19 protein-coding genes are annotated in these 20188 nt (G+C 63.7%); 13 read left to right on the forward strand and 6 right to left on the reverse strand.

What is annotated here, in order from left to right; all coding sequences use genetic code 11:
- Positions 1-9 precede the first annotated feature (9 nt).
- Positions 10-588, reverse strand: coding sequence for an SCO family protein (locus JN279_RS18610; RefSeq protein ID WP_202353575.1), 579 nt, complete (start codon positions 586-588; stop codon positions 10-12).
- A 330-nt stretch (positions 589-918) separates the two neighbouring features.
- Here JN279_RS18610 and JN279_RS18615 point away from each other — a divergent pair, with 330 nt between their 5' ends.
- The 3 genes from JN279_RS18615 (at position 919) to JN279_RS18625 (ending at position 2981) form a co-directional block, all read left to right on the forward strand.
- On the forward strand, positions 919-1437 hold the full coding sequence (locus JN279_RS18615) for a CreA family protein (RefSeq protein WP_202353576.1): 519 nt from the start codon (positions 919-921) through the stop codon (positions 1435-1437).
- Between the two features lie 82 nt (positions 1438-1519).
- The gene (locus tag JN279_RS18620) at positions 1520-2161 is read left to right on the forward strand and encodes a transferase hexapeptide repeat family protein (protein ID WP_202353577.1); all 642 of its coding nucleotides are present in this window, start codon (positions 1520-1522) and stop codon (positions 2159-2161) included.
- Between the two features lie 394 nt (positions 2162-2555).
- Positions 2556-2981 (forward strand): low affinity iron permease family protein, encoded by a 426-nt coding sequence (locus tag JN279_RS18625; protein WP_202353578.1) that lies wholly within the window; start codon positions 2556-2558, stop codon positions 2979-2981.
- Positions 2982-2992: 11 nt separating this feature from the next.
- On the opposite strand, the gene JN279_RS18630 is transcribed toward JN279_RS18625, so the two are convergent.
- Positions 2993-3859: an SDR family NAD(P)-dependent oxidoreductase gene (locus tag JN279_RS18630; RefSeq protein WP_202353579.1), complete on the reverse strand. Its 867-nt coding sequence runs from the start codon at positions 3857-3859 to the stop codon at positions 2993-2995.
- Between the two features lie 135 nt (positions 3860-3994).
- On the opposite strand from JN279_RS18630, the gene JN279_RS18635 reads away from it, so the two are divergent.
- Entirely contained in the window at positions 3995-4276 is a 282-nt protein-coding gene (locus JN279_RS18635) for a hypothetical protein (protein WP_095773965.1), read from the forward strand.
- Between the two features lie 2 nt (positions 4277-4278).
- Here JN279_RS18635 and JN279_RS18640 read toward each other — a convergent pair whose 3' ends face one another.
- The gene (locus tag JN279_RS18640) at positions 4279-4854 is read right to left on the reverse strand and encodes a TMEM175 family protein (RefSeq protein ID WP_096447399.1); all 576 of its coding nucleotides are present in this window, start codon (positions 4852-4854) and stop codon (positions 4279-4281) included.
- Between the two features lie 153 nt (positions 4855-5007).
- Here JN279_RS18640 and JN279_RS18645 point away from each other — a divergent pair, with 153 nt between their 5' ends.
- Positions 5008-6216: an MFS transporter gene (locus JN279_RS18645; protein WP_244734663.1), complete on the forward strand. Its 1209-nt coding sequence runs from the start codon at positions 5008-5010 to the stop codon at positions 6214-6216.
- Between the two features lie 43 nt (positions 6217-6259).
- Here the strand turns inward: JN279_RS18645 and JN279_RS18650 are convergent, their stop codons facing one another.
- The gene (locus JN279_RS18650; protein ID WP_202353581.1) at positions 6260-7732 is read right to left on the reverse strand and encodes an MATE family efflux transporter; all 1473 of its coding nucleotides are present in this window, start codon (positions 7730-7732) and stop codon (positions 6260-6262) included.
- Positions 7733-7918: 186 nt separating this feature from the next.
- On the opposite strand from JN279_RS18650, the gene JN279_RS18655 reads away from it, so the two are divergent.
- Positions 7919-8713: a L,D-transpeptidase gene (locus JN279_RS18655; protein ID WP_202353582.1), complete on the forward strand. Its 795-nt coding sequence runs from the start codon at positions 7919-7921 to the stop codon at positions 8711-8713.
- A gap of 70 nt (positions 8714-8783) precedes the next feature.
- On the opposite strand, the gene JN279_RS18660 is transcribed toward JN279_RS18655, so the two are convergent.
- Positions 8784-10253, reverse strand: a complete 1470-nt coding sequence (locus JN279_RS18660) for an esterase-like activity of phytase family protein (protein WP_202353583.1) — start codon at positions 10251-10253, stop codon at positions 8784-8786.
- A 305-nt stretch (positions 10254-10558) separates the two neighbouring features.
- Between JN279_RS18660 and JN279_RS18665 the strand changes: the two genes are divergently transcribed.
- From JN279_RS18665 to JN279_RS18680, 4 genes are all read left to right on the forward strand, one after another.
- Entirely contained in the window at positions 10559-12970 is a 2412-nt protein-coding gene (locus tag JN279_RS18665) for a GcvT family protein (RefSeq protein ID WP_202353584.1), read from the forward strand.
- Positions 12971-12982: 12 nt separating this feature from the next.
- Positions 12983-14536, forward strand: a complete 1554-nt coding sequence (locus tag JN279_RS18670) for a trimethylamine methyltransferase family protein (RefSeq protein WP_202353585.1) — start codon at positions 12983-12985, stop codon at positions 14534-14536.
- Between the two features lie 95 nt (positions 14537-14631).
- A complete protein-coding gene (locus JN279_RS18675) occupies positions 14632-15387 on the forward strand; it encodes a bestrophin-like domain (protein ID WP_096447388.1) in 756 nt (251 codons plus the stop codon).
- Between the two features lie 55 nt (positions 15388-15442).
- The gene (locus tag JN279_RS18680; RefSeq protein WP_044548017.1) at positions 15443-15757 is read left to right on the forward strand and encodes a ferritin family protein; all 315 of its coding nucleotides are present in this window, start codon (positions 15443-15445) and stop codon (positions 15755-15757) included.
- 118 nt (positions 15758-15875) lie between these two features.
- Here the strand turns inward: JN279_RS18680 and JN279_RS18685 are convergent, their stop codons facing one another.
- Complete coding sequence (locus tag JN279_RS18685) at positions 15876-16901, reverse strand: LacI family DNA-binding transcriptional regulator (RefSeq protein ID WP_096447386.1); 1026 nt, start codon at positions 16899-16901, stop codon at positions 15876-15878.
- A gap of 195 nt (positions 16902-17096) precedes the next feature.
- Here JN279_RS18685 and JN279_RS18690 point away from each other — a divergent pair, with 195 nt between their 5' ends.
- From JN279_RS18690 to JN279_RS18700, 3 genes are all read left to right on the forward strand, one after another.
- Complete coding sequence (locus tag JN279_RS18690; protein ID WP_202353586.1) at positions 17097-18128, forward strand: Gfo/Idh/MocA family protein; 1032 nt, start codon at positions 17097-17099, stop codon at positions 18126-18128.
- Positions 18128-19033, forward strand: a complete 906-nt coding sequence (locus tag JN279_RS18695) for a sugar phosphate isomerase/epimerase family protein (protein ID WP_202353587.1) — start codon at positions 18128-18130, stop codon at positions 19031-19033. The genes JN279_RS18690 and JN279_RS18695 overlap by 1 nt, the downstream gene beginning before the upstream one ends.
- Before the next feature lie 96 nt (positions 19034-19129).
- Positions 19130-20137 (forward strand): substrate-binding domain-containing protein, encoded by a 1008-nt coding sequence (locus JN279_RS18700; RefSeq protein ID WP_202353588.1) that lies wholly within the window; start codon positions 19130-19132, stop codon positions 20135-20137.
- Positions 20138-20188 lie beyond the last annotated feature (51 nt).

Below are 20188 nucleotides of genomic sequence, written 5' to 3' on the forward strand. Positions count from 1 at the left end.
GGGTCCGTATCAGCCCTTGCCCGCGAGGCGCTTCAGTTTCTCGACCGCGGTGCTGGCGCTTTCGCCATAGGCGATCGTGCCGGCAAAGTCGCCCTTGGAGTTGAGCAGCAGCACCGAGGCGGTGTGGTCCATCGTGTAATCGCCATCGCCGGTGTCGACCTTCTTCCAGTAGATGCCGAACGACTTGGCCATGGCATGGACCTTGTCTGGGTCACCGGTGATGCCGGTGATGCGGTCGGAGAAATTGCTGACATAGGCGTTCATCACCGCCGGCGTGTCACGCTCCGGGTCGACCGAGACGAAATAGGCATGCACGGTCTTGCCGTCGTCACCGAGCGTCTTCAGCCAGCCGGAGAGTTCGAACAGCGTCGTCGGGCAGACTTCGGGGCAATGGGTGAAGCCGAAGAAGACGACGCTGGGCTGTCCCCGGAAGGCGGCTTCGGTGATCGGTGCGCCCTTCTGGTCGACCAGGGTGAAAGGGGCGCCAAACGGTTCGCCGCCGTAATGGCCGCGATACCAGTCGAAGGTCAGCCAGCCGATGCCGGCCGCCATCAGGACGAGAATGCCGACCAGGATAGAACGCATCATCACAAAAGTCCGTCTGCAGAAATCATCGCGCCGGCTCGATGCCGCGCCGGTGCGACAGTCTTGGAGCCTGTTTGGAAATTCTACTCTGGCGGCCATCTGATGGCGTTTCTGCGCTTCCGTTGCTCACGGACCAGATGTCCGCTGCGCTACGGTTCTCGAAACCACCACCATATGACTCGCCAGAGCGAATTTCGAAACAGTCTCTTAGCGGTTCGGCCCTGCGCAGGCAAAGTGCCGCGTTGCCGCAACCGTTGGAGTTGACGCTTCCGCTTGCAAAGCCGCACAACGCGTCCCACCTGATACCGGCAACTCGAACCGCAGGAGGCTCCTTTGCTTGAACTGGTTGGGCGCGAACGGATTGGGCGAAAGCTGATCGGCGGCGCCTTGGCTGCATGCGTTGCGCTTGGCGCCGGCAGCGCCGTCGCCGAGGAAGTCGGCAAGGTCGGCGTCGACTGGGTCGGCAACGACATCATCGTTGAAGCGATCAAGGACCCGAAGGTGGATGGCGTGACCTGCCATGTCTCCTATTTCGACCGCAGCATCATCGACCGCCTGCACAAGGGCAACTGGTTCGAGGATCCCTCCGATTCGTCGATCTCCTGCCGTCAGACCGGCCCGATCACCATCGGCGACATCGACATGAGCGAGGGCGGCGAGGAGGTGTTCAAGCAAGGCATCAGCCTGATCTGGAAGAAACAGGTGGTGAACCGCATCTATGACAAGACCAACGAGACGTTGATCTATCTCTCGCATTCGCGTCAGGTGCAGAACGGCTCGGCGAAGATGTCGGTCACGACGGTGCCGCTCTATGGCCAGAACGTGGTGTGGAGCAAGGGCAAGCCGAAATAAGGGTCTGACCCTTTCGCGCTGTTTGATCCACGGACAATTGCTCCTGCCTTGCAGGAGCAATTGCTCTGAAGTAAAGCGCCGCATGGACCGCACCGAAAACCTCGTCCTGAAAGATCCCGAGCCGCGCATCCATCCGACCGCGGAGCTGAAGGCGTGCAAGCTTGGCCGCTATGCTTCGATCGGCGAGCGCGTGGTGCTGCGCGAGGTGAGTGTCGGCGATTTCTCCTATTTCGAGCGCCATTCGGAAGCCATCTACACAACTATCGGCAAATTCTGCTCGATCGCCGCCAACAGCCGCATCAACGCGCTGGAGCATCCGATCGAGCGGTTGACCCAGCACAAGGTCAGCTATCGGCCGAACGAGTATTTCCGCTGGCTGGGTGTCGATGCCGCGTTCCGCGAGCGGCGGCAGGCGAAAGCCGTGAGCATCGGCCATGACGTCTGGATCGGCCACGGCGCGGTGGTCATGCCCGGCATCACCATCGGCAATGGTGCGGTCATCGGCGCCAATGCGGTGGTGACGCAGAACGTGCCGGCCTACATGATCGTCGCCGGCGTGCCGGCCAAGCCGCTCCGGCCTCGCTTTGCGCCTGACATAGCGGCGCGGATCGAAGCGCTCGCCTGGTGGGACTGGCCGGTCGAGAAACTCGCGAGGGCAGTTCCCGACATCCAGGCCATGCCGATCGAGGCCTTCCTCGATCGTTGGGAAAACGACGCCGGTTAAGCCGGCGCGCACTCATCTTGCTTGCGTGGAGCCTGCCGGTGATCACGGAATCGGTTGCTGGTTCCGTCTGCAGGATCGGGAAAGTGGAGCGACCGTCTGTTGGTGTGCAGGCCGGCGCTTTCGGGAAACCATGCTCCGCGCTCTCAGGACTGAAACCCCTTCCGCCATGCGGGGGTGGCGCAGCGGAAGGGGTTGGAGGTATACCGCTGTGAGGCGGATGGAACAGGCTCTCTTGCCTGCACGGTTACTGTGACACCTAACCGATAAGGTGTGTTTTCCGCCGCATGCGCGCTTTGCGTGTAACCAATTGCGCCTGACGTGTTTGTCGCCGGTGGGAACCCGAAACGGTCGCCGGTTGTTTCTTATCGCGGCAGCCATTGAGGGATATCGACAGATGGAAAAGCTTTTCACCAGGATCGCCAACTGGGTCGCCCACATAGCCGGCCTGCCGCTGACCTTTGCCGGCTGCTGCCTGATCATCATCGTCTGGGCGGTAAGCGGACCGTTCTTCGGTTTCTCGGACACCTGGCAGTTGGTGATCAACACCGGCACGACCATCATCACCTTCCTGATGGTGTTCCTGATCCAGAACACCCAGAACCGCGACGGTGCGGCAATCCAGGCCAAGCTCGATGAGCTGATCCGGGTCAGTGCGGGGCACAACCGTTTTATCGGCATCGAGCACCTGACCGAATCCGAGGTCGAGGAAATCCGCGACAAGTGCGAGCGGGCGGCGCGACGGCATGACGAAAAGATCGCCGCCATGGCCGCAAAGAAGGCCGTGGCGCAAAAGCGAACTCCGAAAAAACACGCGGCCTGAGGGCCTACGGATCAGCCTTTGATGAAGGCCGCGAACGCATCCTTGTGATCGGGGTGCCAGCGCGACAAAGCAGGGCGGTTTTCGATGATGTCGCCGATCGCCCAGGCCATGCGTTTCTCGTCCAGCGGCCGCGCCACATCATTGTCGGGGCACAGGATGTAGAAGTCGCCCCTGACCAGGGATTCCAGCATGAAATCAATGACCTGCTCGCCGGTCCAGGCGCCGGCTGGTTTTTCCGTCGCGCCTTCGGTGAGGCCGGTATAGGTGAAGCCGGGGATGAGCAGATGCGCTGATAGGCGGGCGCCTGGTTCATTGCGCAGTGCATGCGCCAGGCCTTCGGTGAATGTCTTCACCCCGGCCTTGGAGACGTTGTAGGCGAGGTTGCCGGGCGGTGTGGTGATGCCTTGCTTGGAACCGGTGTTGACGATCAGGCCCGGTCTGGCCGACGCAAGCATGCGCGGTGCGAAGGCCTCGACGCCATGCACGACACCCCAGAAATTGATGTCGAGCAGTCGTTTCCAGGCGTCGCGGTTTTCCCAGGGCTTTCCGGGATTGTCCCCGACACCGGCATTGTTCATCAGCAGCGAGACCTCGCCGAAGGCGCCGAATGCCCGGTCGGCGAGACGATCGACCTCATCGGCCTTCGAAACATCAGCGGCAACGGCAAGCACGGCGCCGTTGCCGGCAATGGCCGAGACGGCGCGGGAGGCGTCGCCAAGGCGCGCGCCGCCAATGTCGGCGAGCACGATCTTCATGCCCATCAGCGCAAGCCGCCTGGCGGCCGCCAGACCGATGCCGCTCGCGGCGCCGGTGATGACGGCGGTGTTGCCCGGGCCAAAAGCGGGCAGGGCGGTCTGGATTTCGGCGTCGGTGATCATGGGCAACGGGATCCTTTTCTCGATGGCGCCGAACTTAGCGCTGGAACCGGCTTGTGCAAGCCTGCGTCAGCATGTGTTCGGGTTGACCAGTCGGGCCGTGACTGCGCATGCTGGCCCACAAAGGGAGATTTTCGATTGACGGACTGGATCGCAATTTTGAAGGAACAGACCGCCACCGGCGACCAGATGGGGCGCGAGGTGCCGCAGATGCTGGCCAACCCCGATATCAGTGAAGCCCAGGTGAAGACACTGTTCTCGGCGCTGGAAAAACAGGCCGAATTCGTCGAGAAACTGCGCATGGCGCTGGAGAAATTCGGCCATGATTTTTCGATCATCAAGGCGGCCGAACGGCTGGAGGAGCGCTACGCCGACCTTGCCGCGTCGGTGGCGGAAAAGCTGAAGGCGATGCGTAAATAGAACTACTTTTCGAGGACGCGCGAAAAACGTGTGTCCGGCACAAGCCACACCAGGGCGACGGCAACATAGAGGCCCACACTGACCCACCGGTTGAGGAAGGCAAGCGCAACGGCCGCGATATAGACGGCGAGCGAAATCCTTCCCTTGCGGTCATTGCCGATTGCCTTGGCGAAGGCGGTGTCCCGACCATGCAGCCGGTGCAGCGCCAGGACCAGGATGGCATAGCTGGCCGCACACATTGCAAGGTCGAAACCGTAGACCGCGACGGGGACGGTGGCGAAATGGTTCTCGCCCATGAAAGCGGTCGTTACGGGCATCAAGGACAGCCAGAACAACAGGTGCAGGTTCGCCCAAAGGACCCGGCCGTCGACGCGCTGCACGGTGTGGAACATGTTGTGCAGATTGTTCCAGTAGATGCCGACATTGATGAAGGACAGTACGTAGCACAGGAAGACCGGCCATTGCGGCAGCAGCGCCGAAAAGTCCTCGCCCTCAGGCACCTTCAGGTCCAGCACCATGATGGTGATGATGATGGCCACCACGCCATCGGTGAATGCCTCGACCCTGCCTTTACCCATGGATTCTCCCCTTACCAATCCGGTCGAAGGTAAGAGAGGATTTCGCCCAGCGCCATGGGCGAACTTCAAACTTGTCAGGAGTGAATTCAGGCGAGGAACGCACGCCCTGCAAAGGCGTTGGTGATGAGATCTCCCGACAATCAAGATGTCGAAATGACCGCTCACAGCATCGTCCTGACACGTAACAATGAATTTGGCGGCGCTGCGGCAAGGGCGGTCGTTGCTGCCATGATCGCCGTCCTGTTTGCCGGCAGCACGGCATTGACCCCGCTCTACATCATCTACAAGCAGGCGTTCGGTTTCTCCCAGATCACGCTGACCTTGATCTACGCCGTGTATGTGATCGGCAATCTTGCGGCGCTTTTAATCTTCGGCGGCTTGTCGGATGTAATCGGCCGCCGGCCGGCTGCCTTGGCGGCGATGGGCGTGGCGGTCGTCAGTACGTTGCTTTTCCTGTTCGCCGAAAATGTTGCGTGGCTCGACGCCGCACGGATCCTGATGGGCCTGGCGATCGGTGTCGGTACGGGAACCGGCACGGCATGGCTGACCGAACTGATCGCGACCAGCGACAAATCGCGTGCTGCCACGATTGCCACCAGCACCAATTTCCTAGGTCTCGGACTTGGCGCGCTGGGAGCGGGCCTGCTGGCCGAATATGCGCCATGGCCGCTCAGGCTGACCTTCGTTGTCAATCTGGCTGTGCTTGTCCTTGTCGCCCTATTGATCCTGCGCACGCGCGAGACCGTTTCACGACCAGGGAAACTGGCTGATATTTCGATGCGGCCCAAGCTTTCTGTGCCTGGCAACCTTCGAGCCCGCTTCGTGGCGCCTGCGGTGACCGGCTTCGGAGCCATGGCACTGGTCGGTTTTTATGCAGCACTTGCGCCGAGCATCCTGGCCCAGCAGCTCAAGGTGACCAACCATGCCGCAGCTGGCGCGGTGTTCTTCGAACTGACAATCGTGGCCGCCGTGACCATTTTGGCGACGACGCGGCTCTCGAGCCGTGTCACCATGTTTACGGCGTTGGTCTTGATCATCCCCACCGTTGGATTGATTGTAGCGGCACAATTCTTCGGCTCTATGGCCATCATGATCATCGCCACGGCCTGCTGCGGCGTGGCGTCGGCGCTTGGCTATCGCGGCGGTTTGCAAGTGGTCAACCAGATTGCGCCTGCCGACAGGCGCGCCGAAGTGGTGTCGGCCTTTTTCATCTGCTGCTTTTGCGGCAACGCGCTGCCGGTCATCGGTATCGGCATTCTATCGAATTGGACCACCGCGACGACGGCTAGCCTGGCCTTTGCCTGCATGATCACGGTCTTTTCCCTGGTGGCTCTCGCTTTCGGCGCGAAGCATGCGCGATAGATCGCCGACAGTTCGGCGTCGCCAGCGTCAATGAAGTGAACTTTCAACCGTTCGGCGTTTCAGGCGCCATGTTGGCGCGCCCACGTGGCACGCCGAGCCCGGTGTCCGGCGGCTCGCCGGCGGCCGGCCTGTTCTCGATCATGTGCAAGCTGCGCCAGCCGCCGAAACGATAATAGGCCGCTGCCAGCACCAGCGAGGTGATCGAGCCGGCCGGGAAACTCCACCACAACGCTTCCTCGCCGATCACGCCACGCATGAAATAGGCAAAGCCGGTGCGCACGATGAGCACCGAGATCACCAGGATGATCAGCGGCGGCATCACAGCACCGGTGGCGCGCACGGTGGCGAACAGTACGATGGTGATGCCGAACAGGATGAACGACCACGACGCGACCGTGTTGATGTGGGCGGCGACGTCGATCGCCGCGCTGTCGCTGCTCAGGAACAGGCTGAGGATCGAACGGTCGAAGAGCCATAGCAGCGCGACCAGGGAACCGGTCAGGATGAGGTTGAAGCCGACGCCGGAAGCGGCGACGCGACCGATCCGGTCCCAGCGGCCGGCGCCGACATTCTGCGCCGCCATCGAGGAGACCGCCGCACCGATCGCCAGCGCCGGCATCTGGATGTAGGTCCACAGCTGCGCGGCGATGCCGTAGGCGGCGGCGACCTGCGAACCGTAGGAATTGACGATGCCCATCACCGTCAGGGCAGCGGCGGAGACGACGATCATCTGCAACCCCATCGGCACGCCCTTGAAGACGATGATGCGCAGCAGCGTTGGGTCGGGCCGCAGCAGAGCGAGATTGGCGCCGGCGAGCCGCAACGGATGCTTGCGCGCGTAGAGCACGATCAGGATGGCGATGACGCTCACCGTCTGGCCGATCAGCGTCGCGGTGGCGGAACCGGCGATGCCAAGTTCGGGGAAGGGGCCGATGCCGCGGATCAGCAGCGGGTTGAGCACGATGTCGAGGACGACCGCCAGCGCCATGAAGAGGAAGGGCGTGCGGGAATCGCCCGCACCGCGCAGCACGGTCATGACGAAGGACAGAAGGTTCATCATCGGCACGGCGACGAAGATGATGCGCAGATAGGAACGCGCCAGCGGCAAGGCGTCTGGCGGCGTGCCAAGCGTGTTGAGGATGGCGTCGACCCAGATCCAGCCGCAGACGGCGAAGATCACCGAGATGAGGAAGAAGAAGGTGGCGCTGGTGCCGACGATGCGGCGCGCCTCGGGCAGGTCACGGGCGCCGACCGACTGCGCCACCAGGATGGTCGCCGCCATGCCGATGCCGAACACGGTGCCCAGGATCAGGAACAGGACGAGGTTGGCATTGGAGGTGGCGGTCAGCGCCGATTCACCGAGAAAGCGACCAACCCAGACGGCATTGATCGACCCATTGAGCGACTGCAACACGTTGGAGCCGAGCACCGGCAAGGCAAACAGCAGCAGCGTGCGCGGGATCGGGCCGCTGGTCAGGTCGCCGGTGCGCCGGCGCGTGGGCATTTTTTCGCTCATGGCTGAAGGCTTATCTGAGTCCGCGACGATTGCCGATTCAAGGAGGCAGGCCGACGCGGCGTCGGATAATTCCGCCTGGCGTGTGTTGATCTAATCATGTTCTCAAAGCCCCCGGAATGGGATATTGGTCCTTGGGGGCGTGGGGCCCGCATTCTTTGTCATATCCTATGAATTGCTGGGGGATTCATGTCCGATAGTCCGTTGTTTTCCGAGCGCCTGAACCGGCGCGCGTTTCTCGGTGCATCCGCCTTGGGCGCAGCCTCCGTGGCGCTTTCAGCGTGCACCACGACGGAGGTGGTGACGCCGCCGCCGCCGGTGGCAGCGCCGCCGCCCGATACGGCGTTCGGCGATACCGCAACCATGTACGCGGCGCGCACGGATGAGGGCTACCAACTGCCGGCAATCCCGGTGGCCAAGCTCGATCCGAAGTTCGTGCGCCAGATCGTGGCCGACCCGACCGGAGAAAAGCCCGGCACCATCGTCGTCGATGTCTCCGAACATTTCCTCTATCTGGTGCGCGACGGCGGCAAGGCCATCCGCTACGGCGTCAGCTTAGGGAAGGCCGGTTTCGGCTGGACCGGCAGCGCCGTGGTCCAGGCGCGGAAGAAGTGGCCGGTGTGGACGCCGCCGCCGGAAATGATCCAGCGCCGGCCGGAACTGGCGAAATTCAAGGACGGCATGCCGCCCGGCCCGCAGAGCCCGCTCGGCGCCCGTGCGCTCTATCTGTTCCGCGACGGCAAGGACACGATGTACCGGCTGCACGGCACGCCGGAGTGGGATTCCATCGGCAAGAACGCATCGTCGGGCTGCGTGCGCTTCATGAACCAGGACATCATCGACCTCTACAGCCGCGTCAACGGTCCCGCACCGGTCTTCGTGCGTCCCAATTTGTCGGCTGCCGGCAAGATCATGGCGGTGGCGAGCAGGACGGCCGAGCCGATCGATGCGGGCGTGCCGAAGGACGCGGAGTTCTTGAAATAGGCGTCCTCACGGGCGGCCGTTTGAGGTCGTTGAGGCGGACGCGCCGGGCGCGCCCGCCTTTTGTATGCGACTACTTCTTGGCAAGGCCGGGAAGCGTGACCTGATAGACCAGGAACATGGTGTCGACATTGGCGCCGTCATCGGCCTTGTAGGGCGCGCCGACCTGGAAGCCGTCCTGGGCAAGGAAGTCGTTGTCGTTGGCGACGAACAGGAAATAGTCGTCGGGCAGCTTCGGATCGAGCACGCTCGCCAGCGACATCGCCTCCCATTTCTCGGACAGGTTGTTGTGGTCGTTCGGCGCGCCATTGTGCAGACCGAAGCGATTGAGCTGCGCATTGTCGTTGATGTCGATGAACGGCGTCAGCTTGGCCGGCGTCACCGAGGGATCGAGCACGCCCTTGGGGGCAACCGGCTTGTCGGCGGCGTCGAAGCTGCCGCCGGCAATATCGGTCGCGGCCGAAACGTCGACGACGAAGATCTGGCGCAGAAGCGAGGTGTCGCCCTTCACCCCCTGGCCGTTGCCGCTGTCGCGCGCCAGCATCAGGAAGGACGTGTCCGACAGTGCCACGATCTCGCTTTGCGCGGCGATCTTGGTCTTGCCCTTGGCGTCCTTGAACACCGGCAGCGGCACGACATATTCATGCGCCAGCTTGAGATGGGCAAGGTCGGAGGCGTCATAGACCAGCGCCCTGGTGTTCTGCCGGGTCGAACCGGAATCGCCGCCATCCTGCCTTGCCGCCGACTGCAGCACGGCGATCAGGAACTTGCCGTCCGGCGTCATCGCCATGCCTTCCAGGCCCTGGTTGTTCTGGCGGCCGGTATCGGGATCCTTCGGGTCGGGCTCGGCAGCACCAGGGCCGGGATTGTCCGAGGAGAAATTCGGCTTGCCCTTGCGCATCGGCACCAGCGCCGCCGGCGGCTGGGTCGCTGACAGCAGTCGGCCTTGCGCCGAGAAGCGGTAGATGTTGGGGCCATATTCGTCGGAGATGAACATCGAGCCGTCGGGCAACCGCACGATCGCCTCGTTGTCGAGGGCGAGCTTGCCATTGGTGGCGACGGGCAGCATCGGCATGTCGCCGGCCGCGGCGCGCACATCCGACAGCGGATCGAGGCCGGTGGCGTCAGCGCCCTTGTCGTCGGTCAGCAGCATTGTGTCGGCCAGTGTCGCCTTGACTTCAGTCTGCTCCTGGCCAGCGGCGCCTGGTGCCGCCGGGGTGAACTCTATGCCGATCGTGTTGAGGCGTGGCCTGTAGTCGGTGGTGCCGGCGACATTGTAGCCGCGATCCGGCAGCAGCCAGAGCGATCCCTTGTAGGTGCCCGCATCATGCGTCCAACTGGCGGTGTCGATCGCCATGCCGGAGCCCGAGCCGAACGTCTCGCCGAACTTGTCGCGCTGTGCGGCCGGGATGCGGCCGACGCCGACCAGGCCTTTGTTGACGAGGCCGCCGACGGTCGCGGTGCTGTCGGCGAGCGCCGGCGTCAAGGCGGTGAACAGGGCTAACGCGACGCCGAGCGAGGCGGTTCGGTGCAGGTGTTTCATGGACAATCCTCTTTCTGACAAGCGTGCCGGAGCGGCCGAAGAACGAAAAAAGCTGAAAGAGGCGGTACATCGATGATGCCGCGCGCCCCCAAAGCGGTCTACGGCGCGAACATGATGCTTGCGTGACAGCGTGGCATGCCTGCTCACCGGCCTGTTTCGCGCGCCGACAAAAACGAGCGCCCACACCAACGAATTGATCCCCTCGCAAGGGTGTTGGTTTGGCCAGGCGAGGTGTGTTTTGCACCACTAGACACTTATGTCCAGTGCGTATATGGTGCCGCTTCTGACAGACCGGGAGGGAAGCCTTGAAGCCGCATTATCGCGCAGTGGTTATCGGGGGTGGGGTGGTCGGCGCCTCGGTGCTCTACCATTTGACGCGGTTCGGCTGGTCTGACGTGGCGCTGATCGAGCGCGCCGAACTGACCGCCGGTTCGACCTGGCATGCGGCGGCCGGATTTCATGCGCTCAATGCGGATCCCAACGTCGCGGCGCTGCAGGATTACACCATCAACCTCTATCGCGAGATCGAGGCCGAGTCCGGCCAGGATATCGGCCTGCACATGACCGGTGGCGTCAACATCGCCAGCGATCCCCAGCGCTGGGAGTGGCTGAAATCGGCCTGGGCAGTGTTCCAGTCGGTTGGCATCGAAACCGCCCGGCTGGTGACGCCTGACGAAATCAAGGAAATCTGCCCGATCGTCGACGTCACAGGCGTGCTCGGCGGCCTCCACGATTCCAACGAGGGCCATCTCGATCCCTACGGCACCACGCATGCTTATGCCGGCGCTGCGAAGAAGCGCGGCGCCGACATCATCCTGCGCAACCGCGTCGTCGAACTGAAAGCGCGTGCCGACGGCAGCTGGGATGTCGTCACCGAACAGGGCACCATCGTGGCCGAGCATGTCGTCAATGCCGGCGGCTTGTGGGCAAAGCAGCTCGGCCGCATGGCCGGCGTCGACCTGCCGGTGACGCCGATGGAGCACCATTATTTCGTCACCGAGGACATTCCGGAGATCGCCGCACTCGACCGTGAGATCGGCATCGCCGTCGACCTCGACGGCTTCTCCTACCTGCGCCAGGAGCGTAAGGGCGTGCTGCTCGGCGTCTACGAGCAGAACCCCAAGCACTGGAACATGGACGGCGCGCCATGGGACTATGGCATCGAGCTGATCCCGGAAGACATCGACCGCATCAGCCCGGAACTCGCCAAGGCGCATGAGCGCTTCCCTTGCCTCGCCACGGCCGGCATCCGCAAATGGGTCAACGGCGCCTTCACCTTTACCCCCGACGGCAACCCGATCGTCGGGCCGGTGCGTGGCCTGAAAAATTACTGGGTCGCCTGCGGCGTCATGGCCGGCTTCAGCCAGGGCGGCGGCGTCGGAAAATCGCTGGCTGAATGGATGATTTACGGCGAGCCGCAGGCCGACATTTTCGGCATGGACATTGCCCGCTACGGCGCCTTCGCCGCCAACCGCGAATATCTCAAGCAGACGACGCGGCAATTCTACGCGCGCCGTTTCGTCATGACCTTTCCCAATGAGCGGCTGCCCGCGGGCAGGCCTTTGAAACGCCCCGGCGCCTATGGCGGCATGAGTGCGGCCGGCTGCGAATGGACGGCATCGTGGGGGCTGGAAATCCCGGCCTATTTCGCGCCGATGGGTTTTCGCGAGAACACCACGCTCAAGCGTTCCAACGCCTTCGACATCGTCGGCGACGAGGCGTTGCAGGTGCGGCGGGCCGCCGGCCTCGTCGATATCTCGGCCTATTCGCGCTATGCGGTGTCCGGTCCAGGCGCTCAGGCATGGCTCGACCGGCTGCTTGCCTGCAGGCTGCCGAAGGCGGGGCAGGCGCGGCTGGCGCCGATGCTCGGGCCGGACGGGCGGCTGAAGGGCGACCTCACCGTGATCAACTGGGGTGGCGGCGACACTTGGCTGATGGGTTCCTACTATCTCCGGGAATTCCACATGCGCTGGTTCGAGAGCCAAGCAGGAGAGGGCGTCACCGTCACTGACATTTCCGACGCGATGAGCGGCTTCCTGCTGACCGGGCCGAATGCGCGCAAAATCCTGGAGCGCACGACGCATCAGGACGTCTCCAGCGCGGCACTGCCGTTCATGGCTTGCGGCGCGTTCGACATCGGCATGGTGCCAGCGCGGGTCGCCCGTCTGTCCATCGCTGGCGAGCTCGGCTTCGAGATCAGTTGCCCGGTAACCATGCATGCCACGTTGCGTGACTCGCTGCTCGCCGCCGGCAGGGATCTCGGCCTGGCCGAGATCGGCTACCACGCGCTCAACGCGCTCCGGCTGGAGAAAAGCTTCGGCATCTGGTCGCGCGAATTCACACAGGGCTACACGCCGGGCCAGACCGGCCTCGACCGGTTCATCGCCTTCGACAAGGGCGATTTCGTCGGCCGCGAGGCGGCGCTGAAGGAGCGCAATGCCGGTGCGGCGCGGCGGATCGTGACGCTTGAGATCGACGCCGTCGATGCCGACGCCAGCGGCTTCGAGCCGGTCTGGCACGACGGCCGGCGCGTCGGCTTCGTCACTTCGGGCGGCTTTGGCTACACGATCGGCAAGAGCGTCGCGCTGGCGTTGGTCGACGACGATTTTGCCGAGGAGGGGACAGCGCTTTCGGTGCACATTGTCGGCGTCGAGCGGCCGGCACGGATCATCGCGGCCTCGCCCTACGATCCCTCGGGCAAGGCGATGCGGCAATGAGGAGGATTTTCGATGGTCGATGACGCGGCACGAGACAGCAGGCGCGAACGCCGGCGCGGACGCACGGGCGAGGCCGGCAGCGAGAGCAGCCGCCGGCCCAATTACCGGTCGCTGAAGAACCCGTTCCTGCCGCAGCCGATCTTTTCGGACGATCAGGTGGCAGCGATCCACGACACGGCGCTGCGCGTGCTGGAAGAGCTCGGCATCAAGGTGCTGCTGCCGCAGGCTCGAGAATATTTCGCCAGCGCCGGCGCACTGGTCGACCCGGACACCGACATGGTGCGCATCGGCCGCGACATGGTGGTGGCGGCGTTGGCCTCGGCGCCGAAGTCGATCCATGCGCAAGCCGGTGACCGTTCCCGCGACCTGATGCTGGAACTCGGGTCGATGACTTTCCTCGCCGGATGCGGCGCGCCGAACGTCACCGATCTCGAACGCGGCCGCAGGCCCGGCACGCTGGCCGATTTCGAGGATCTGCTGCGGCTGGTGCAGCATTTCGACGTGCTGCACATGCTTGGCCCCTGCATCGAACCGCAGGATGTCGACAACCGCTTTCGCCACTATGCCGTCAACCGCGCGCAGCTGACGCTGTCCGACAAGTTTCCGTTCATCTTCGCGCGCGGCACGCCGCAGGTCGAGGACGGTTTCGAGATGATCCGGCTGGCGCGCGGCCTGTCGCAGGACGAATTCCTGGCAAACGCGCATTGCTACACGGTCATCAACACCAACTCGCCGCGCCAGCTCGACATACCGATGGCGCAAGGCATCATCGATTTCGCGCGGGCTGGCCAGGTCTCCGTCATCACGCCGTTCTGCCTGGCGGGCGCGATGGCGCCGATCACGGTGGCCGGCGCGCTGGCGCTGCAGCATGCCGAGGCGCTGGCGGGGCTGACGCTGGCACAGATCGTGCGGCCCGGCGCGCCGGTCGTCTACGGCTCCTTCTCCTCCAATGTCGACATGAAATCCGGGGCGCCGGCCTTCGGCACGCCGGAGCATGTCAAGGCGACGCTGGGCGCCGGCCAGCTGGCGCGCTTCACAGGACTGCCCTGGCGGTCCGGCGGCGGCAGCGCGGCCAACATCTCGGACGCGCAGGCCGCACACGAAACGCAGTTCGCACTGTGGGGCTCGGTGCTGGCCGGGGCGACGATGTGCATCCATGCTGCCGGCTGGCTGGAAGGCGGCTTGAGCGTCTCCTTCGAGAAGCTGATCACCGATATCGAAGCGCTGCAGACGGTCGCTGAACTCTGTGCGGCGACGCCCGGCGACGACGATTCCATCGGCTTCGAGGCGATCGCTGAAGTGCAGCCGGGCGGCCATTTCTTCTCGGCCGGCCACACGATGGCGCGTTATCGTACGGCTTTCTATGAACCGCTGGTCGCCGATTGGTCGAACTTCGGCAACTGGACGCAAAGCGGATCGAAGACGGCGAGCGAACGCGCCACCAGCATCTGGCGGCGCGCGGTTGCCGATTTCGAGCCGCCCGCCTCGGCTGCCGCGACCGCCGGCGCGCTCGACGAATTCATCACGCGGCGAACGGAAGAGGGCGGCGCGGCACCTGTGTCGTGAGACAGGGGCGGGGAACGCCTGACGCCGTCGCAACTTTCGCTGTGTGACCGGTGCCCTGCCATTGGCAATTGGCGCGTCCCGTGCAGAGATGAGCGATGCTCGAAGCTTTCATCGCAATGGTGATCTTCCTGTGCCTGGCGGCGTCGGCGTTCGCCAGCATGGCGATTTGGCCGAGATTGCCGGCCAGGCACCGTGATGACGACACGAACACGGTGGTTCGGCTCGCCGCCAATCTGTTCGGGGTGATGACCTCGCTGATACTCGGCCTGATGATCAACTCGGCCAAGAACACCTTTGAATCGATCGATCACAATGTGCACGCCTATGCGACGGAGCTGATCCTGCTCGACAGGACCTTGCGCCAGTATGGCCCGGAGACCGACGCGGTGCGCCAGCCGTTGGTCGCCTATGTGCAGCGGGTGGTGGACACCTCGTCACAAAACAGCGAAACGACTATCGCCGCTAACCAGCTGTCCGAACGTCTGCTGACAGAGATCGGCTCACGGCTGAATGCGCTGACGCCGTCCGACGCTGTACATGGTTCCCTCCTGCAGGATGGACGCCAGCGCCTGCAGAAAGTGCTCGAAATGCGCTGGGTGCTGATCGAGCAATCGGAGGGCGCTATCCCTTGGCCCCTGATCGCCATGCTGGTTGCGTGGCTGGCACTAATCTTCGCCAGTTTCGGCTTCAGGGCGCCGAAGAATGCCATCACTGCAGCAACCCTTATGGTGTCGGCCGCGCTGATCGCCGGGGCGATCTACCTGATCCTGGACATGGATGTAGCATTTTCCGGACCGATCCAGATTTCGTCGGCGCCGCTGGAGCGGGCGCTGGCGGAATTGCAGCGATGATGCGGAACCGGCGGCATTCCCAGGCATTCATGGGAATGAACCACCGGAGGACGACATGGGTTTCGACCAGTATCACGAACCGCCAGAAGAACTGTCGCAGAAGGTGCGGACCTTTGCCCGCATGATCACCTCGCTGATCGAGGAGGCGGAAGCGATCGGCTGGTACGAACAGCGCATCTCGGTGGAGAAGGATCCGCAGGCGCGGGCCATCATGCAGAACGCGCAAGGCGAGGAGTTCAAGCATTTCGGCATGGACCTGGAATTCCTGCTGCGCCAGAAGAAGGATTGGCGGGCGGAACTGAAGGAAATCCTGTTCACGACTGGCGATATCGTCAAGGCCGGCGAGCGGGGCGAGAAGAAGGTGGATTGATGGCCCTAGAGCAATTCCAGGAAAAGTGTGTGCGGTTTTCCGTCCGGAATTGTGTCGAAACAAAGAGTTAGAGCAGTTCGCCGTTTCCGTGAAACGGTGAAATGATCTAACGGCTCCATCAATCGCTGTCGCGCGCGATCAGCTCCAGCGGCCAGACCTCACGGATGATGCGCGGTCCCTCGGGACCGGCAAAGGCAGGAAGCGAGGCCAGCAGCATTTCGGCCAGCCGCCGGCCCATCGGCTCCAGCGCCGGACGGAAGGCGGTCAGCGCCGGGGAAAAATAGCGGCAAAGCGGCGTGTCGACGATGACGATCACTGCAATATCATGGCCGGGCCGGATGCCCATCTCGGCCAGCGCCTTGCATCCGCCGAGCGCCATGGCGTCATTGTTGAAGATGATGGCGGTGGGCCGATCCTTGGAGAGCATTACGTCCGCCGTCACCTGATAGCCGCCGGCCTCGTTGATGAAGCCGTCGGCGATCAGGCCGGGGTCGACTTCAATGCCGTGCCGCTCCAGCGCCTTGCGATAGCCGTCCAGGAACAGGTAGCCGAAGTTGAGATCATGCGAAGGGCGGATGGCAGCGATGCGGCGATGGCCGCGCGCGACCAGCCGGTCGACGGCTTCATCACCCGCCCTCTCGAAATCGATATCGAGCGAAGGATAAGTGTCGCCGCCGGATTGACTTCGGCCAAGCGTGGCGAAGGGAAAGCCGGCCTTGCTGAGATAATCGATCCGATCGTCTTCCCGCCGTGTATTGGCCAACACGACCGCGTCGGCTCGGCGCGTCTCAACCACACGGCGCAGCCTTTCCTGCTGATATTGGCCGGGCTCACCCATGACGACCATCAGATCCAGGTCATCGTCGGCGAGCCGCGCCTGCAGACCGGTCAGGAACGGGATGAAGAACGGTTCGCCATATTGCTGGTCGCCGGGATGCGGCTGCAGCATGAAGGCGATCGAACGGGTGGCGCCCTGGCGCAGGCTGCGGCCGGATTGGTTCGGCGAATAGTTGAGCTTTTTGGCCGCTTCGAGCACGCGCTGGCGGGTGTCGGCGTTGACGTCGGCGCGGCCGTTCAGCGCCCGCGACACGGTGCCGATCGAAATGTTCAGATGACGCGCAAGGTCGTGGATGCTGGACGCCAAGGACAGTTCTCCCCCAACCCTTGGCTAGCACCGGCTGCCGCTCAGGCCAAGGCTTCGGGATTATTTTCGCAGGCAGCCGATTGACATTCTAGGCTATCGGGTGTGTTCTCGTAAACGTTTACGGAAAAACGTTTACGGTGATGCCGTGAATGCCGTGACATTCGGTCTGGAGGGACCGGACGGGAGGAATGCCGGATGATGAATGTCGTCCTCGTCGGCTGCGGCGCGATGAGCAGGCAGTGGCTCGATGCCGCCAGGCAGATCGACGGGCTTGCCATTGTCGGCCTTGTCGATCTCGACGCCGAGCGGGCGAAGGCGAGGGCGCGCGAATACGATCTCACCAGTGCCGTCATCGGCACCAGTCTCGACGCGGTGCTCGATCAAACCAGGCCCGACGCGGTGTTCGATGTCGTGGTTCCCGCCGCCCGCCGCGACGTGGCCTTCTCTGCCTTTGCCCACAATTGCCATCTCTTGACCGAAAAGCCGCTGGCCGACAGTCCGGAGAATGCCCGTGCCATCATTGAGGCGGCACGCCGGGCAGGGCGTGTCCATGCCGTCGTGCAGAACCGGCGCTATGTCGCCAATGTCAGGCGCATTCGCCGCTTTCTCGATTCCGGCGCCATCGGCGCGGCGACCTCGATCCATGCCGATTTCTTCGTCGCGCCGCATTTCGGCGGCTTTCGCGAGGAGATGGCGCATGTGCTTTTGCTCGACATGGCTATCCACACTTTCGACGCCGCTCGCTACATGGCCGCAGGCGAGCCGGCCAGCGTCTATTGCCAGGAGTGGGAGCCGGCCAATTCCTGGTATCGGCAGGGTTCGTCGGCAAGTGCGGTCTTCGATCTCGGCGGCGGCAAGATCTTCACCTATGCCGGCTCCTGGTGCGCCGACGGTTTTCGCACCAGCTGGGAAGGCAGCTGGCGCATCGTTGCCGAGCGTGGCAGCCTGTTGTGGGACGGCCATGACGGGCTGAAGGCGGAGGTGGTTGCGTCCGGCCGCGACGGTATCATCGACAAGACCCAGCCGATCGAGGTGCCGCTGCTCGACCCTGCCGATCGTGTCGGCGGCCATCTCGGCATCATCAAGGATTTCATGCACGCGATCGAGACCGGCACCGAGCCGGAAACGCGCGGCGCCGACAACATCAAAAGCCTGGCCATGGTTTTCGGCGCCATCGAAAGCGCCGAGACCGGCCGGCGCGTGGCGATTGCAAGGGAAGGACTGTGATGCCAAACCCGCTTCTCGACATCCGGATCGGCACCATGGTGCGGGCCAATCTCGACGACCCGGCAGCCTATATCAAGCAGATCATCCCGCTCGGTTTCGAAAGCATCCAGCCCTTCTTCTGGCAGACCTTGGGCGACAAGGACCTTCCACGCCTTGCCGGCCAGATACGCGAGGCGATCGGCGATGCCGATGTCATCGTGTCTTCCCTGGGCGTGTTCGGCAATCCGCTGGAGAGCGGCGAGGTCGATCGCGGCGTGCTCGCGGCCTGGGAGACGGTGATCGACAACGCGCATCTGTTTGGCACTTCCATGGTCAGCGGCTTCACCGGGCGCCTGCGCGGCAAGAAGCTGATCGACAGCCTGCCGCGCTTCCGCGACGTGTGGGGTCCGCTGGCAAAACGCGCCGCCGACAAGGGCGTGCGCATCGCCTTCGAGAATTGCGCCATGGACGGCAACTGGGCCGCCGGCGACTGGAACATCGCCCACAATCCGGATGCCTGGGAGCTGATGTTCAACGAATTGCCTGATGAGAACCTTGGGCTCGAATGGGAGCCCTGTCATCAGCTCGTCTATCTGATCGATCCGATGCCGCAGATCCGCAAATGGGCACCGCGCATCTTCCATGTCCATGGCAAGGACGCCACCGTGCGCTGGGATGTCATCCGCGAGCACGGCGTTTTCGGCCGGCTGCCCTTCGTGCAGATGCGCACGCCAGGCTTCGGCGACAGCGACTGGACCAGAGTGATCAGCGAGTTGCGGCTGGCTGGATACAAGGGCGCCATCGATATCGAGGGCTGGCACGACCCGGTCTATCGCGGCGATCTCGAGATCACCGGGCAGGTGCGGGCGCTGGACTATCTCAAGCAATGCCGGGGAGGTGCGAGCTACCTGCCGAACCCGGCATGATGGAAGGCCGGCGGGAGGAGCCGGCCGTCGAGTGCCAATGCCAGCAAATCGTCAAAGCCCCTCGGCTGCCGAGGGCAACAATGGGAGGACAAGTGCATGAGCATAGCGATCAGAACGACACTTCTGCGCACGGCCGTCATGGCGGCCACCACGGCGCTCTGCGCCGCCGTCTCGACCTTGCCGGCACGGGCGCTCGACGCGCAATGGTGCAAGGATGTCCATATCCGCTTCTTCGTCGGCGGCGCCGAGGGCGACGCTTTCGGCACCATCGTCTACAATGGCGCCAAGCAGGCGGCGGCCGATCTCGGGCCGAAGGTCGACTACATCTTCTCGGGCTGGGACGTCGAGAAAATGGTGCAGCAATTGCGCGAGGCGGTCGCGGTCAAGCCCGGCGGCATCGCCATGATGGGCCATCCCGGCGACGACGCGATCATGCCGCTGGCCGAGCAGGCGCATAAGGACGGCATCAAGATGATGTACCAGAACGTGCCGGTGCCGAAGGTGACGGCGGCGTTCGGCGGCGGCTATGTCGGCGCCCAGCAGGAGCAGCAGGGCCGCGCGCTCGGCGCCGAGGCGTTCAAGCTGGCCGGACTGAAATCCGGTGACAAGGCGATCATGATCGGCCCTTTCGACAATGAGAGCCGGGGCGCACGCGAGCGTGGGACGGTCGCCGCATTGAAAGAGGCCGGCGTCGATGTCGTTCAAATCAATTCTGTACCCGAGTGGGCAGCCGATCCGAATCTCGCCATCCCGGTGATCACCGCGGCCTTGCTCAACAATCCCAATGTCAAGGCGGTCGGCTATCCCGGCGGGCAGATGCTCGGCAATGTGCCGACCTATATGCAGGCGGCGGGCCGGAAGCCGGGCGATATCTTCAACTTCGGCTTCGACACCAGCCCGCAGATCGTCGAGGGTTTCAAGGGCGGCTGGGTGCAGCTGACGGCCGACCAGCAGCCGTTCATGCAGGGCTATCTGCCGATCCTCAGCCTCTGCCAGCAAGTGGTGCTGGGGCTGGCGCCGATGAATGTCGACACTGGCGCGGGCTTCGTCACGCCGCAGAACTATGAGATCGTCTCAGAGCTCGCCAAGCAGGCGCTGCGCTGACCTCCCAAGGCTGCCGGCCGGGCCAATCCCGGCCGGCAGGACCGCCGGCGA

It is taken from the genome of Mesorhizobium sp. 113-1-2 (assembly GCF_016756475.1).
Taxonomy (GTDB): domain Bacteria; phylum Pseudomonadota; class Alphaproteobacteria; order Rhizobiales; family Rhizobiaceae; genus Mesorhizobium; species Mesorhizobium loti_C.